The organism is Collinsella sp. AF23-4AC (genome assembly GCF_003462685.1).
In the GTDB taxonomy this organism is placed as follows: Bacteria; Actinomycetota; Coriobacteriia; order Coriobacteriales; family Coriobacteriaceae; genus Collinsella.
The window spans coordinates 89,334-103,569 of sequence record NZ_QRVE01000006.1 but is presented as its reverse complement, the minus strand read 5'-3'; the positions used below and the strand labels follow the sequence as shown (position 1 = coordinate 103,569).

Here is a 14,236-nt window from a genome sequence, read left to right as displayed (position 1 = left end):
TATGTGCGGCGTAGGCCGCTTATTAGCCCGTCCAAGAATTGGGGCGCAGTTCAAATTGGCTATCTGGGGCTTCTTCATGCAACGTCGCGATGCGCTCCATAACGCTCTATTTGGGGAATTTAGTTCAGGCAATGAAGACGGGCACATGAACGCAGAAAGGACGGCACGAGGCCCACTTGAATCCTCGACACTCATCCGCATTATCGTTGCCCCAATGCCCTCTGCATCAAGCGAGGTCGGCGGTTAAGCAACGGCTCGGCGAGTGTTATTTTGAGAGCTACGCGCATCTAAGGCGAGTTTTCGTGGTAAAAACTACTTGCCGGAAGCCGCGGCTTTCAGAGTACGGCTTACGTGCACGTTTAACCTCCGTGGGCGACGGGGTGCCGCAAGGCGTAGAGTATCGCTCACCTGTAGGGGCAGCGTCGCTTTAGGACCGAGGGTTCGGCCTACTACGAGACGCCCCAGCGCATCATTGACGGCAACACCAAGCGCATTGTCTCCGAGTGCCAGGCATGCCTCGACCGCTACGAGCGCGAGGGAAGGCCCCGCTTCGCCGTCGACATCGACCGCATCGTGGGGCTGCTGGAGGGCGAGAAGTAGGGCACCTCGGCTCAGTCTCGAGCCATGCGGAGTCGCTCCGCATTTTTGAACGCCGCGTGTGCGTCCCAAATACTTGAGAAACAAGCTGTGAAGTGCGGTGGCGCGCCCGTGCCGGTGCATAGCCGTCACCATCAGCGTCTACGCGGTGTCGGCTCCAAGTGGAGCTGACGCCGCTGCTGTATATGGTTTGCCTTGCTGCAAATGGCGATCAATGCGCGCGATGCTTCTGTTTGCGCTTCAGTTTTCTCTGCTCGTAGCGCGCATCAGCCTCTTCCGCGCGGCGTCGGCTTCTTGCATGAGCTGACTCCTGCTTCAACGCTTCCCTCTGTGCCGCGAGCGCCTGCTGCGCCTTGGTGCTCATCGCTGGCTGCTTGAGGGTTTTCGCCGCCTCGCGAGCGCGTCGCTTGGGGTTCTTTATGGGCTTGCTTGCCTCAGCCGGTTTGCCATCGAAGAACGAGAACTTCTCCCATTTGCCGACGACGAATTTCAGAATCTCCTCATCGGATGGCTCCGCGCCGAAGACGATGCGGGCGACGCCGTACCGTCCGTCCTCGACGTGCTCCGCCAGCCCGACCCAGAATTGGCCGTCGTGATATACGGTCAGGGTGGACGACACGCTGATCTGCATGGTTGGTTCCTCCTTTATGTAGATGACCATGCAGAGAAGGGACAACCAAGGAGGCAGGTTACTGATGCGGACTCCCGCACGCCCACGACTACCCGACGGGGACTGTGTTTTCATCTCTGGTGGTTGGATTGTAGCATGAACGAATGCGCATTGACCTCGCTGCCGGCATGCTGTGACTGGTCGAGGGTTTTACCAGGAATGGGGAAAGCCGGCACAGGAGCTGCGCCCGGGCGATGTGGTCAACATCGCCCCGGGGGTGAAGCATTGACACGGAGCCGCGCCCGACGGCTGGTTCTCCCATCTCGCGCTGGAGGTTCCGGGCGAGGAGACCTTCAACGAGTGGCTGGAGCCCGTGGACGACGAGGAATACCTCAAAGCGACTAACAAGAAGGCTTAAGCACCGTCTCCTGCCCGCGCCGCAGCGAGCAGTGTGCTCAAATCGGCCTGAATCGCCTCCGCCTTGCTCCCGAGCTGCAGTGGGGCCGAGTCGCCCGAGATGTTTACGCTCAGCAGGTGCGCACCCGGCAGCTTTGCGGCCATGCTCCAGAACGGGAGCGTGATGATGCCAGGGGTCATCTCGCCCCCGCCGAGCTCCAGCAGCAGCACACGGCCATCGCCGCGCTCGCGCACGAAGTGCTCATATCGTCCGAGGCTCTCGCGCCATGCCGCACCCTGCAGAAACGTGTCGTCGCGCACCCACGGCACAAGCTGCCAGCCGCAGTGCGGGCATCGGGGGACGTCCTCGCTGCGGACCTCGAATCCCGCCATGCCCGCGAGCATGCGCTCGACGTAGGGGCTCGCGTCGAAGAGCTCGTCGCAGCACGGCTGCTTGCACTGAAGGTGCGCGAAGCTTCCCTGATAGTTGCAGATTCTCTCGGCGGGAAACGTCTTCTCGACCTGGGTGTCCACATTGGTGCTCAGGATGAAGTGGTCCTTATGGCCGATGAGGGACCGCAGGTCGAGATAGGGCTGTGAGGCAGGCTCGCGCAGCATGAAGTCGATGTATCGCGCGTAGTAGGCCCATTGCTGCTCGAGGCTGGGGTAGAGGTGGTAGAAGCCGTCGAAAAGGCTCTTGAAGCCAAAGGCCTGCTGCCAGTCCTCCATTCCGGCGCGCGTCATGCCTGCGCGGTTGTAATGGTTGAACCCGGCGGCGCTCGACATGCCCGAGCCGATGCCGACGATGATGGCGTCGGCATCGTCGATAAGACTTCGAAGCCTGTGTGCTTTGCTTTCTAGTGGCAGCATCGAGCGATTTCCTCGAAAGCCGGGGCCATATCGCCGTCAACGAGAATCGTCTCGCACGATGTATCGGGCGCCATGGCCTGGCTGTAGTTGAACACGATGTAGGTGGCGTGCTCGCAGGCGTTCGCGATCTGGGCGAGCATGCGCTTTATGATGCCGTTGCGCAGTCCCACGCCAAGTTCGAGGATGGCGACCCTGCCGTTGCGATGGGTGCGCACGAGGCACTCGAGCCCCTCGAGCTGGGCTGTGGCGAGGGCGTCTGGATGGGCGAGACGCTGCTCGTCAATCGACGTGCGCGCGCTTCCCTCCGTCTCGAGCACGCGGTTCTCGTTGAACCCTGCACGTGCGAAATGCCCGTCAATATTGCACGTGATCACGTAGGTGTCGGCGTGCTCCGTAAGATGCCGCAGCTCGTTCATGAGCGGGCTGGGCTCATACTCGACATACTCCTTTTGATGGAATCGCTCGACCCATCGGCGTCGCACGTTTGCATCCGGAGAGACGAGCCCCTGCAGTATGCAGCCGATGCCGTCTGCCTGGGCGAGGTCCCCGTACACCTCTCGGAAATGAGCATCGGCGCAGAAGAGGTTGAGCCCCTCTGCCATGTCGAGCCCGTTGCTGGCGCCGATGATGACAAGATCCGCCTCGGAAAGCGCCGTGCCTATGCGAACTGCTTTCGCCGTCTCCATGCGCTACCTCCCCAGCGTCTTGCGCACGTCGGCGAGCACGTCGGCGATATCGGCGCGAACGGCGAGCCCCCGATCCTCGATTGCGCGGGGTAGAAACTGCGTCTTGTTGTTCACGGCGATGTAACTGGCCTGCGGTAACTGCGCCGTGAGGGCCCATAACGGCTCCTGGATAAATGCGGGCGTCATGCGGCCCACACCCAGCTCGAGGAAGAGAATCCTCTGCCGCGCGTGCGCGTCGAGCCAGTCGGACACCTTGCGGTACTGCTCCTCGTAGAGCTCGCCCTGCAGGAAGTTGCCGTAGCCGCGAACCCAGGGGAACGCCTCTGCCCCGCAGTGCGGGCAGCGCGGCACGAGCTCTGTCGGAACCTCCAGACCGTCTCCCATGGCCTCGATCATGCGGGAGACGGGCTCGGTCGCATCCCATACGTCATCGGTGCAGCAGCGGGAACATTGGAAAAAGCGGTGGTCGCCTTGGATCTCCGCCACCTTCTCCCAAGGGTAGAGCTTCACAAACTGCGTGTCCTGGTTGGTGGTGAGCACGAAGAAATCCTTCTCGGCAAGAATAGCGTCGAGGTCCTTGTAGGGCTGGCGCAGCGGAGCGTTGAATGTGGTGTCGAGGAAGGTGGCAAGATAACCCCAGCGTGCCTCGGCGGTGGGCCAGCGGTAGGTCGACCCCTCAAACGCGCCCCTGAAACCGTAACGCTCGGCGAATTTGCCGAAATGCCTGCGATAGGTCGCGTTGTCCTCGTAGTAGAAGTCGCCGCCGCCCGCCGCGGAGAGCCCGGAGGCCCCGCCCACCAGCACGCAATCGGCTTCCTCGATCATGCGGGCGAAGTCCTTGATTTGCCGGTCGTAGGGCTCGGGCTCGCGGTCACTCAGCTCATAGGGCGTGCCGCCGCTGCGGTAGGCGGTCTGAAGGGAAAACGATCGGTTGGTGAGCTCGACAACGAGCTGCTCGTATAGAGTCACTGGATGCCTTCTTTCAGCTATTATGAACAGGTGTTGATAAAAAGTATCCATGTTGATTTATGCGAGAGCAATGAACAGCTTCGATGCGCCGTCGATAAACGAACGATTGCTGGGCATTGTCGAGCGTTGCGATTGGAGGGGCAATGGAATCGGGGAAGATTGATCGTCGCCGACGCTATACGCTTTCGGTCATACGGGAAGCGTTCTTTTCGCTGCTGGCCGAGGTCGGTTTCGCGAAGATGACGGTGGCGGATATCTGCCGCCGCGCCGATATCAACCGCGGCACGTTTTATCTGCACTACGAGGACAAGTTCGCGCTGCTCGACGCACTTATCGACGAGGCCCTGGCAGAGGCGCCGCCGCTTGAGGGAACGGAGGCGGGGGCCCTCTGCCAGCGCCCGCCGGCAAACGATGACTATTATCTGCTCTACTCGGATGACGACGCGTACGCCCGGGTGGCGCAACGCGTCGTCAAGCGCGGCGCTGAGCAGATGGTTCCCTCGATCATGGAGGAGACCGGGCTTTCGCGCGAGGACGCCTATCTGCTCTTCGTCCACAACGTCCAGGGTAATCTCGCGGTCAACCGCCTGCTCGGTTGGAGGCGAGGTCCCGAGTTCGCCCACGCCCAGGAGTTGCTCAGCGCCTATTCCGAAGGGGGCATGCGGGCGGTATCGGCCCCTTGCAGATTAATCGCGAATTAGAACATGATGGCGTCGTCGGCCGTGAAGGCATCGAGGGATCCCTGCTTGACCTGAATGCAGACGTATGTGATCCCCGAGTCGGACGCGGCGCGGAACTGACGATGCGCAGCGGGGGAAATGCGCAGCCAGTCGCCGGCCGCAAGCTCGATATCCTCACCGTCGATCGTGACAGAGCCTGCGCCCTCGAGCACGCCATAGATCTCCTCGTTTTCCTTGTGTGCATGGACGAACGGAACGCCAGCGCCGGCGGGAAGACTGTTGATACTCACCTCTGCCCCGGTAAGCCCGAGCACCTCGTGCAGCTCAACGCGGCTCTCATTGCCGATGTGGGTCTTTGCATAATTAGCCATAATGGTTCCTCTCTTGGGGTTGATTTACCTTGCAGGCATCTCCTGCGTGAGATATATTCAACGCGAAAGCGCATGCAAATACGAGTACGCACATATTTGTAACTGCGTGCCTTTTTGTGAAACCGGTATGGTCAAGGAGGTTGGGTCTCCCATGATGGCGAAAGAGGAGCTTCCGGAGTGTCCGGTCGCAACGGCGGTAGCGCTCATTGGCGGCAAGTGGAAACTGCTCATTATTCGTAACTTACGCGTACGCCCTTGGCGTTTCAACGAGTTGCGCCGCAACCTGGAGGGGATCTCTCAGAAGGTGCTTACCGACAGCCTGCGGCAGATGGAGGATGATGGGCTGGTCTTTCGCCATGACTATGGCGAGAATCCTCCCCGCGTTGAGTATGGCCTTACCGAGCTCGGCCGCCAGATGATGCCCATCATGGACTCGCTGGCAGACTTCGGCGCTTATTACAAGACAATTGTTTCGTAGCAGGCACATCGCTTAGGGGGGGGGCGGAGCGCGGCGACGAGTACGATGGCAGTTCTCCCGTGAGGTGCCGTCGCCTTCGCAGAACGTTGGTGGTGTATAGGCAACTGTAGACAAAGTGCTCGGACTCGGGTCCGAACGTCCCCTCCAGCGACCCGCTCGTGCAGTTCGTCGGAGCGGGGATGGATCTTTGTCTGCGAGGTACGAAATGCTGGCTAGCGGTTGCGACGCCTTGTTGCGGAAATGCCAACTGCTACAACTACACCACCGGCAACACTCAGGGCGACTGCCATCGCACCGTTGTCGCCCGTCGCGGGTAGGGTGGTCCCGGCTGGTTTAACCGCCGCTACTGCCTTGGTGGAAACGGGATTTGCCGCGGGCTTTTCTGCCTCGGGCTGCGGTGTGGGCTCGGGCTTGGTTTCCGGTTCGGGTTTTACCTCTGGGTTCGGTTTAACGTCAGGGCTGGGCTCGGAATCGGTCACGTCGGTTGCAATCAATTGCACGTCGCTGTCGAAGACGCAGCGGATGTAGTAGTCGTGCCGCGTTTCGCGCATAATCCCCTGGCCGCTATCGTAGTCACGGTCAACGTGTGTGCCAAGGAGGGTTGAGCTGTCGAGGTTTAGTCTATAAGGGATTTGGTCGTCGGCGTAGCCGCCTGTAAAGACTACGGTTGCTCTTACGTGATTGTCGATCATGGTCAGCGTAATAGAGACGCTGGCTTCTTTGGGGTTCTCGGTTTTTATAAGGCTTTTGGTATCGGTGTCGACCTTGAAGAGGTGGATGGTGTCGTTAAGCCCGTAGCCGAAATCCTCGGGTTTGTCGGGGAAGTCGTATACAAACGCCTCATTCTGGACCAATATGAAGGCAGGAGGGAGCTCCAAGTCATAGTTATGGTCGACAACGGTGGTAGCTGTGAAGTTGCCGTCCGTGTTGGCTTCGCTGCGGGTGATGGGCGTTGCAGCATCGGGTTCGGGCGTTTCGGCCGCTAGTGCCGAATTGGGTAGCAAGAGCTGCCCTGACACAAGAATAATCGCTCCGAAGGCGACTGCTCTAACGCCCACATGACGCTTGACGCTGCGGATAAACGAGCTGGTTCGATCGTTCTGGGTTTGTGGTGCATGCTGTCCATACATAAGGCGCTCCTTGTTCGTAGGCCGGTTTCCGCGGATCTATATTGCGCCTGGCCGATGCGGCTAGGCTCTTTCACGCGAACGCTTACGCGAGCAGGGAGAAAGCTCAAGTTAATTTTCCCACAGGCGATACTTTGCGAGCAACGATTTGCTGTTCAATTCTCGGAGAGAGAGTCAAGACGGTCGAGGAGTTATCAGGCAATGAGATTATGTCTAGAGAACACGAACGAGAGATGTGGTCTGCGGACGACTGAATAGCTCCATCTGTTTTGGTTACAACGAAATGTGTGCCGCGCGTCTGCGGCATGAAGGAGAGGGAATCCTATGAAAATCGTTGTATTGAGCGGCAGCCCGCGTAAGGGCGCTAATACCGATACCATGGTCGAGGCGTTTGCCGAGACCGCGCGTGAGGGCGGCAATACGGTCGAGGTCGTCCGCGTTGCCAGCAAGAAGATCGCCGGCTGCTTGGGATGCCAGTACTGCTTCGCCCATGAGGGCGTCTGCGTGCAGAAGGACGACATGGCCGGCGTGATCGAGTCGCTGAAAGACGCCGACATGGTTGTCTTCGCTTCGCCCATCTACTGGTTTGATATCACTGCGCAGGAGAAGGCCGCCATCGACCGCCTGTACGCCTTCGGTGCTACGGGCTTCCCGTTCACCAAGACGGCCCTTTTGCTCGATAGCCACAGCGAGGGCGTCTATGATGCGGCGATCGCCATGTACAAGGCAACCTGCGCGTACTGCAAGTGGGAGGACCAAGGCATTATCACCATCAGCGGTATGACCGAGCGCGACAGCATGGCCTCCTCGCCCAAGTTGGAAGAGGTGCGCGAGCTCGCCCGCAAGCTCGCCTAAGGACAAGAGGGGCGCATGGCAATCAGCACAAGCGGAAATGCTTGTTGCCCTTACCAAGAGGATTGCTGATTGCTATGCAACGATGCTCCAGCGGACAATTCCGGTGTGCTAAAACGCCTTCTCGCTCAGGAACTCCCTGAACGCGGGGATGTCGAAGCCGACGAGGCCGCGTCCACGTTCCCCGATAACGCCGTCCTCGAGGAGGCGGCGTTTGTATTGACTTGCATAGTTGCTGGCGACGCCCATACGCTTGGCAATTTCTGAGACCTTGCTGGGGCCAGAATCGGGCAGCATCGCGAGCAAAAACTCAATGTCTTTGTCAGAAAGCTCTCGATAGGTCGTTTCGAGAATACGATCGCGCAGCTCCATACGGGCAAGCAGAGAACCCTGCCGGACATCGGATGTACTGATTTGGGGCGAGTTTTCCGAAACATCCCAAGTGCGATATCCGACGAGCTGCATCATGTAGGGAAATCCGTCGACGGCCTTCACGGCATCCTCGAGCGCTTCTGGCGTGATTGAGCGTCCTCCTGCTTCAATGGTTTTACGAAATGCATTTGCAATCTCAACATCAGTGATTCGTCCCAGCTGATGATACTGGGAGCGTCTGAGGAACGAGACGGAATCGTTGCGCAGCAGCGCCGATACTTTGTAGGGCAGTCCTGCCATGAGTAGGGCAACTTTTTTACCTTCGCGTACAAAGTGCTGGTAAACAGAGGCAAATTGAAGCATTTCTTCGAGATCGACGGTGACTTCATCGATGGTGATGAGAAGTCCGATGTCATGTTTTTCGAGTTGCTTAAAGATGCCATTCATGCGTGTGCGCCAGTTGCCCTGGGCCTCTTGAGCATATGTCCAATCGATGCCCACTGGACCAATTTGAACGCCGTTTATGCGTGCGTGAGGCTGTGAGAGGTAGCTATCTGCGGCTTCTTTGGTTCGCTCGATAATATCTTCGAGCATGCCTGGCATGGCGGAGACATTTGCTGCGATCCAGTCGTGTTCAAGCGCCGTTTCTGAAAGGAGCGAGAGAAGCGCCGTCTTGCCCGTTCCCCTTGCGCCAGTAAAAATGGTCGACAGGTTGGGATCTCCCGGGCCATTGATAAAGCCACGGTTGATGTCACACAGGATATGCTCGCGACCCGCTAGAAAGGGAGGGACGCTTCCAAATGTTGGGGTAAAGGGGTTCTTGCTGTACTCCATGGTAGCTCCTTTGCAAGTTTTGCTAATTTTTGCAACTTTTGCTAATTTTTGCAAGTTTTGCTAACGACTGACCAAAGGGCATCGAAGCAGTGACGCTGACATTTTTACGCAGAAAAATAAGCAGAAATCAATTTATCTGCGTTAAAAAATAGTTGAGAAGAAAAACGACGAGTCCCGGGCGCAATGCCGTTGCGTTCCGGGCCTCGTCGCTTTGCGAAGTATCTAACGATCTCGTTGCCGTCGTCCTAGTCAAACAGGCTCGGCATGTCGTTTTCTTTCATGAGGGCACCGGCAGAGGGGAGGCTCTGCGCGGTGAACTTCTCGGCGGAGACGCCGGCGCCAAGGATCTCCTCGGTTGTGCCGACGGTGGTGACCGAGCGGCCCTTCTTGGCGGTAAAGGCCTGGACGCCCTGCGTGTTGGTAGTCGTCTTGGTCTTGAGCAGCGACGTGTTGAAGTTCATCAAACGATAGTCGCTCGAGACCAGCGCGATGTCGCGATCTTCCTTGAGTACCTGGGCATACAGCAGCTTGCTGCCGCCGTAGATAGCGTTCTTCAGGCGTTTGCGGTTGGTCTTGGTGACGTATCCGGCAAGTGCGACGCGCACCACGCGGCCGTTCTCAAAGACAAACAGCACGTCGGCCTTGTAGTCCTCGGGGTCGATGACCCAGATGACGCTCTCGTCGGGTTCCATCTCGAGGTCGGTCGGCAGATACGAGCCCAGCTGGGCCGACTTGGTATCCTCAAACGCCGCGACCTTGCACTTGTACACCTGGCTCTTGTTGGTAAAGACCAGCAGCTCGTGGGTGTTGGAGGACGGGAACTCGATAAAGGGTTTGTCGCCGTCCTTGTACTTGAGCGTGGTCGCCTTCTTGAGCACGCGGTCCGTCATCTTCTTGAGGTAGCCGTCGCGCGAGAGCATGATGGTAACCGGGTACTCCTCGACCTCGGGCTCCAAGCTTACCTCGATAACCTCATGGGGCTCGATCCTGCCCGTGCGGCGCGGCATCACGTACTTCTTGTTGACCGCGGCCAGCTCGTCGCTGATGACCTTCTTGATGTTCTCCTCGCTGGAGAGGATCTCCTCAAGCTCGGCAATCTCGCCCTCGAGCTTGGCGATGTCCTTGGTGCGGTTGAGGATGTACTCCTCGTTGATGTTGCGGAGCTTAAGTTCGGCAACAAACTCGGCCTGGGTCTCGTCGATATCGAAACCCTTCATAAGGTTGGGCACGACCTCGGCTTCGAGCTTGGTGCCGCGGATGATGGCGATGGCCTTGTCGATATCGAGCAGAATCGCCTCGAGGCCGTGCAGCAGGTGCAGGCGCTCGGACTTTTTGCCCAGGTCAAAGTTAATGCGGCGACGCGTGGACTCAATACGCCACTTGACCCACTCGTGCAGAATCTGGCGCACGCCCATAACACGGGGATAGCCGTCGACGAGCACGTTGAAGTTGCACGAGAACGAATCCTGCAGCGTGGTCGAGCGATAGAGCTTGGCCATGAGCTTGTCGGGGTCGACACCGCGCTTAAGGTCGATGGCGATACGCAGACCCGAAAGGTCGGTTTCATCGCGGATGTCTGCGATCTCCTTGACCTTGCCCTCCTTGGAGAGCTTGACGATGCGCTCGATGATGACATCGGTCTTGGTGGTGTAGGGGATCTCGTACACCTCGATGATGCGCTCTTCGGGAATCCAGCGCCAGCGGGAGCGGATCTGGAAGCTGCCCAGGCCGGTCTCGACGATCTTCTCCATCTCCTCGCGGCGGTAGATAATCTCGCCGCCGGTCGAGAAGTCGGGCATGGGCATGTACTCGAGCAGGTCGCAGTCGGGATCCTGCAGGTAGTGCATCGTGGCGGTGCAGACCTCGTTGAGGTTGAAACCGCAGATGTCGGACGCCATGGCGACGCCGATACCCTTATTGGCCGAGACAAGGATGTTGGGGAACGTGGTGGGCAGCAGGCGCGGCTCCTTCATGGCGCCGTCGTAGCTGTCGACGAAGTCGACCGGGTCCTTGTCGATGTCCTTGAAGATCTCGGCGCTGATGGGGGAGAGCTTGGCCTCGGTGTAACGCGAAGCGGCGTAGCTCAGGTCGCCCGAATAGTACTTGCCAAAGTTGCCCTTCGACTCCACGAAGGGGGCGAGCAGCGCCTCGTTGCCGGTAGCCAGACGCACCATCGTCTCGTAGATCGCGGCATCGCCATGCGGGTTGAGCTTCATGGTCTGGCCCACGATGTTAGCGCTCTTCTGGCGCTCGCCCTTGAGCAGGCCCATCTTGTACATGGTGTAGAGCAGCTTGCGGTGCGAGGGCTTAAAGCCGTCGATCTCGGGGAACGCACGCGAGACGTTGACGCTCATGGCGTAGGGCATGTAGTTGACCTCGAGCGTCTGCGTGATCGGCTGGTCGGTGACCTCGGAGTGCAGGCCGATGACGTTCTCGGCGTTGACCTGCTTTTTCTTTGGCTGGTTCTTCGTCTTCTTCTTTGCCACGATATCCTCTTGAACTTCTTATGGGCCGTCGTTATCGATTTGCTGCTATTGCAGGTCCAGCTGGTCCAGGTATTCCTTGCCGTGCTCCGAGATATGGCGCTTGCGGCCCGCCTCGTCGTTGCCCAGCAACAGGTTGAACATGGTTTCCATTTTGGTGACGTCCTCGGGCTCCACCTTGATCAGACGACGCGTCTCGGGGTTCATGGTGGTGAGCCACATCATGTCCGGGTCGTTCTCACCAAGACCCTTGGAGCGGTTGATGGAGCACTTCTGGTCGCCGATCTCTTTGAGGATGCCGTTCTTTTCGAGCTCGGTGTAGGCAAAGTAGGTCTTTTCTTTGCAGTTGATCTCGTAGAGCGGTGACTCGGCGATATACACGTAGCCCTCGTCGATAAGCGTGGGCACCAGGCGGTAGAGCATGGTGAGCACGAGCGTGCGGATGTGATAACCGTCGACGTCGGCGTCCGTACAGATGATGACCTTGTTCCAGTTGAGGTTATCCAGGTCAAAGGCACCGAGGTTCTTGATGCGCTTGTCCTTGATTTCCACGCCGCAGCCCAGCACGCGCATAAGGTCCATGATGATGTCGGACTTAAAGATGCGCGGATAGTCCTCCTTCAGGCAGTTGAGGATCTTACCGCGGACGGGCATAACGCCTTGGAACTCGGCATCGCGCGAGGTGCGAATGGCGCCTGCTGCCGAGTCGCCCTCTACGATGTAGATCTCGCGGCGGCTCTTGTCCTTGGAGCGGCAGTCGATGAACTTTTGCACGCGGTTGGCCATGTCGGTCTTCTGCTGCAGGTTGGTCTTGATGCTCTGACGCGTCTTCTCGGCGTTCTCGCGCGAACGCTTGTTGATGAGCACCTGCTCCATGATCTTGTTGGCAGCGTCCTTGTTCTCGATCAAGTAGGTCGAGAGGCGCTCCTTAAAGAAGGCAGTCATAGCCTGCTGGATAAAGCGGTTGTTGATGGCCTTCTTAGTCTGGTTTTCGTAGGACGTCTGGGTGGAGAAGCAGTTGGTCACCAGCACCAAGCAGTCCTGGACGTCCTGCCATTTGATGCCGCTCTCGTTTTTGTTGTACTTGCCCTGTTGCTTGATGTAGGCGTCGATGGCGCTGGTCAGAGCACTGCGGGCCGCCTTCTCGGGCGAGCCGCCGTTCTCGAGCCACGATGAGTTGTGGTAGTACTCCTGCATCATGAAGGTGCGAGAGAAGCACATGCACGCGGTGATCTTTACGTTGTAATCAGGCAGGTCCTCGCGGTCGCGACCGCGACGGTCGGCCTCGATGAAGAAGGGCTCGGTGAGGTAGTCGGTACCGACCTTCTCGAGCACGTAGTCTTCGATGCCCTTGGGGTAGCAGAAGTCCTCTTCGGAAAACTCGCCATCGTCGCCCTCAATGCGCAGGCGGAAGGTCACGTTGGCGTTGACCACGGCCTGGCGGCGCATGGTCTCGCGATACCAGTCGTGGGGAATGCTGATCGAGGTAAAGACCTCAAGATCGGGGCGCCACTTGATGGTGGTGCCGGTGCGGTCCTCGTCGCTGGGCTCAATCTCAAGCGCTTTCTTTTTGGCGCCAACGACCTTGCCCTTCTTAAAGTGCAGGGAGTACTTGTTGCCGTCGCGCCAAACCGTGACGTCCATGTACTCGGATGCGTACTGGGTCGCGCACGAGCCCAGGCCGTTGGTACCGAGCGAGAAGTCGTAGTCGCCGCCCTGGTTGTTGTTGTATTTGCCACCTGCGTAGAGCTCGCAAAAGACGAGCTCCCAGTTAAAGCGCTTCTCGGAGGGGTTCCAGTCGAGCGGGCAGCCACGGCCGTTGTCTTCTACCTGAATGGAACCATCGCGAAAGGCGGTAAGGGTGATGAGCTTGCCGTAGCCCTGGCGCGCCTCGTCAACGGCGTTGGACAGGATCTCAAAGGCGGCATGCGCACAACCGTCGAGTCCGTCCGAGCCAAAGATGACGGCGGGGCGCAGGCGTACGCGCTCCTCGTCCTTGAGCTGGCGGATACTGTCGTTACCATAGTTTGCGGTGTTTTTTGCCATACTCGCTCTCTCGGTGCTCCCTTGCTGCGTTTTAGTCATATAGATAGTCAAGGTAGCATAGCCCGGGCCTTGGGCGATTCCACCTAACACGAAATCCATCGAACGCACGTTCGAAGCCGGTGACGTTTGGCTTCTGCGACCATCTCCTGCTCGCTGCGGCTTTCGCGTTAAAACCGTGGCTTATCGGCTGATAGAATTGCCGCATCAAGACTGCATGTTGTTTGAGGGGGCTCACAGTGACCGAGAAAGAGAAGATGGAGCGCGGGGAGTGGCATGATGCCAACTTTGACGAGGAGCTTCTGGCAAAACGGGCGAGGGCAGAGGAGCTCTGCTATGACTTCAATATGGGAAAACCCGGAAGCAACGCGCAGCTTGACGCCCTAAAAACCTTGCTCGATACCGATCTTCCGGCGGGGCTGACGATCCTTTCGCCTGCCTACTTTGACTACGGGGACAAGACAACCTTTGGCGACGGCTGCTTTGTGAACCATGGCTGCTACTTTATGGACGGTGGCTCTATTACCTTTGGTGACAACGTGTTTATTGGGCCGTTTTGCGGCTTCTACACCGCTTCGCATCCCCTTGGGGCAAAAGAGCGCAACTTGGGTCTCGAGAGGGCTCTGCCCATTGTTGTTGGCGATAACTGCTGGTTTGGCGCGAACGTGTCCGTGTTGCAGGGGGTTACCATCGGCAGCGGTTGCGTAATTTCCGCGGGCAGCGTCGTGACGGAAGACCTTCCGGACAACGTGGTGGCGGCAGGCGTCCCCGCAGTCGTCAAGAAGGTCATCGAACAATAACCGAGCTTTTAAACGATAATGCCCCACTGTCCTCGGTGGAATGCGGGGCGAGGAAGCCGAGCTCGATT

General features: G+C 58.5%; 14 protein-coding genes. 5 read left to right on the top strand and 9 right to left on the bottom strand.

The window, feature by feature from the left end; translation table 11 throughout:
• On the top strand, window positions 1-247 hold a 247-nt coding region (locus DWY05_RS10095), incomplete at its 5' end, for a hypothetical protein (RefSeq protein WP_233511293.1).
• Between the two features lie 561 nt (window positions 248-808).
• Here DWY05_RS10095 and DWY05_RS05270 read toward each other — a convergent pair.
• The 4 genes from DWY05_RS05270 to DWY05_RS05250 form a co-directional block, all read right to left on the bottom strand.
• Window positions 809-1,228 (bottom strand): YjdF family protein, encoded by a 420-nt coding sequence (locus DWY05_RS05270; RefSeq protein WP_117820823.1) that lies wholly within the window; start codon window positions 1,226-1,228, stop codon window positions 809-811.
• A 393-nt stretch (window positions 1,229-1,621) separates the two neighbouring features.
• Window positions 1,622-2,473, bottom strand: coding sequence for an NAD-dependent protein deacetylase, SIR2 family (locus DWY05_RS05260; protein WP_117820824.1), 852 nt, complete (start codon window positions 2,471-2,473; stop codon window positions 1,622-1,624).
• A complete protein-coding gene (locus DWY05_RS05255; RefSeq protein WP_117820825.1) occupies window positions 2,461-3,159 on the bottom strand; it encodes a hypothetical protein in 699 nt (232 codons plus the stop codon). Before DWY05_RS05255 ends, DWY05_RS05260 begins: the two co-directional genes overlap by 13 nt.
• 3 nt (window positions 3,160-3,162) lie before the next feature.
• The gene (locus tag DWY05_RS05250) at window positions 3,163-4,128 is read right to left on the bottom strand and encodes a hypothetical protein (RefSeq protein ID WP_199409568.1); all 966 of its coding nucleotides are present in this window, start codon (window positions 4,126-4,128) and stop codon (window positions 3,163-3,165) included.
• Between the two features lie 143 nt (window positions 4,129-4,271).
• Here DWY05_RS05250 and DWY05_RS05245 point away from each other — a divergent pair, with 143 nt between their 5' ends.
• Complete coding sequence (locus DWY05_RS05245) at window positions 4,272-4,829, top strand: TetR/AcrR family transcriptional regulator (protein WP_117820827.1); 558 nt, start codon at window positions 4,272-4,274, stop codon at window positions 4,827-4,829.
• Here the strand turns inward: DWY05_RS05245 and DWY05_RS05240 are convergent.
• Window positions 4,826-5,179 (bottom strand): cupin domain-containing protein, encoded by a 354-nt coding sequence (locus DWY05_RS05240; RefSeq protein ID WP_117803810.1) that lies wholly within the window; start codon window positions 5,177-5,179, stop codon window positions 4,826-4,828. The two genes, DWY05_RS05245 and DWY05_RS05240, sit on opposite strands and share 4 nt — an antisense overlap.
• Window positions 5,180-5,330: 151 nt before the next feature.
• On the opposite strand from DWY05_RS05240, the gene DWY05_RS05235 reads away from it, so the two are divergent.
• Window positions 5,331-5,657: a helix-turn-helix domain-containing protein gene (locus DWY05_RS05235; protein ID WP_117803809.1), complete on the top strand. Its 327-nt coding sequence runs from the start codon at window positions 5,331-5,333 to the stop codon at window positions 5,655-5,657.
• Window positions 5,658-5,869: 212 nt separating this feature from the next.
• Here the strand turns inward: DWY05_RS05235 and DWY05_RS05230 are convergent, their stop codons facing one another.
• Window positions 5,870-6,787: an LPXTG cell wall anchor domain-containing protein gene (locus DWY05_RS05230; RefSeq protein ID WP_117820828.1), complete on the bottom strand. Its 918-nt coding sequence runs from the start codon at window positions 6,785-6,787 to the stop codon at window positions 5,870-5,872.
• 321 nt (window positions 6,788-7,108) lie between these two features.
• On the opposite strand from DWY05_RS05230, the gene DWY05_RS05225 reads away from it, so the two are divergent.
• Entirely contained in the window at window positions 7,109-7,639 is a 531-nt protein-coding gene (locus DWY05_RS05225; protein WP_117820829.1) for a flavodoxin family protein, read from the top strand.
• A 108-nt stretch (window positions 7,640-7,747) separates the two neighbouring features.
• On the opposite strand, the gene DWY05_RS05220 is transcribed toward DWY05_RS05225, so the two are convergent.
• The 3 genes from DWY05_RS05220 to DWY05_RS05210 all read right to left on the bottom strand — a co-directional run bounded on the left by DWY05_RS05220 (window position 7,748) and on the right by DWY05_RS05210 (window position 13,371).
• Window positions 7,748-8,842 carry an ATP-binding protein gene (locus DWY05_RS05220; RefSeq protein WP_117820830.1) on the bottom strand — a complete coding sequence of 365 codons (1,095 nt, stop codon included), beginning with the start codon at window positions 8,840-8,842 and terminating at the stop codon, window positions 7,748-7,750.
• Between the two features lie 245 nt (window positions 8,843-9,087).
• Entirely contained in the window at window positions 9,088-11,328 is a 2,241-nt protein-coding gene (locus tag DWY05_RS05215) for a DNA gyrase subunit A (RefSeq protein WP_117820831.1), read from the bottom strand.
• Between the two features lie 45 nt (window positions 11,329-11,373).
• Window positions 11,374-13,371: a type IIA DNA topoisomerase subunit B gene (locus tag DWY05_RS05210; RefSeq protein WP_117820832.1), complete on the bottom strand. Its 1,998-nt coding sequence runs from the start codon at window positions 13,369-13,371 to the stop codon at window positions 11,374-11,376.
• 236 nt (window positions 13,372-13,607) lie between these two features.
• On the opposite strand from DWY05_RS05210, the gene DWY05_RS05205 reads away from it, so the two are divergent.
• Window positions 13,608-14,168: a sugar O-acetyltransferase gene (locus tag DWY05_RS05205; RefSeq protein WP_199409570.1), complete on the top strand. Its 561-nt coding sequence runs from the start codon at window positions 13,608-13,610 to the stop codon at window positions 14,166-14,168.
• Window positions 14,169-14,236 lie beyond the last annotated feature (68 nt).

Coding starts and splice junctions, on each gene's coding strand:
- DWY05_RS05255 (WP_117820825.1), bottom strand. CDS start 3,159: ATGGAGACGGCGAAAGCAGTTCGCATAGGCACGGCGCTTTCCGAGGCG.
- DWY05_RS05270 (WP_117820823.1), bottom strand. CDS start 1,228: ATGCAGATCAGCGTGTCGTCCACCCTGACCGTATATCACGACGGCCAA.
- DWY05_RS05245 (WP_117820827.1), top strand. CDS start 4,272: ATGGAATCGGGGAAGATTGATCGTCGCCGACGCTATACGCTTTCGGTC.
- DWY05_RS05220 (WP_117820830.1), bottom strand. CDS start 8,842: ATGGAGTACAGCAAGAACCCCTTTACCCCAACATTTGGAAGCGTCCCT.
- DWY05_RS05225 (WP_117820829.1), top strand. CDS start 7,109: ATGAAAATCGTTGTATTGAGCGGCAGCCCGCGTAAGGGCGCTAATACC.
- DWY05_RS05230 (WP_117820828.1), bottom strand. CDS start 6,787: ATGTATGGACAGCATGCACCACAAACCCAGAACGATCGAACCAGCTCG.
- DWY05_RS05240 (WP_117803810.1), bottom strand. CDS start 5,179: ATGGCTAATTATGCAAAGACCCACATCGGCAATGAGAGCCGCGTTGAG.
- DWY05_RS05260 (WP_117820824.1), bottom strand. CDS start 2,473: ATGCTGCCACTAGAAAGCAAAGCACACAGGCTTCGAAGTCTTATCGAC.
- DWY05_RS05210 (WP_117820832.1), bottom strand. CDS start 13,371: ATGGCAAAAAACACCGCAAACTATGGTAACGACAGTATCCGCCAGCTC.
- DWY05_RS05235 (WP_117803809.1), top strand. CDS start 5,331: ATGATGGCGAAAGAGGAGCTTCCGGAGTGTCCGGTCGCAACGGCGGTA.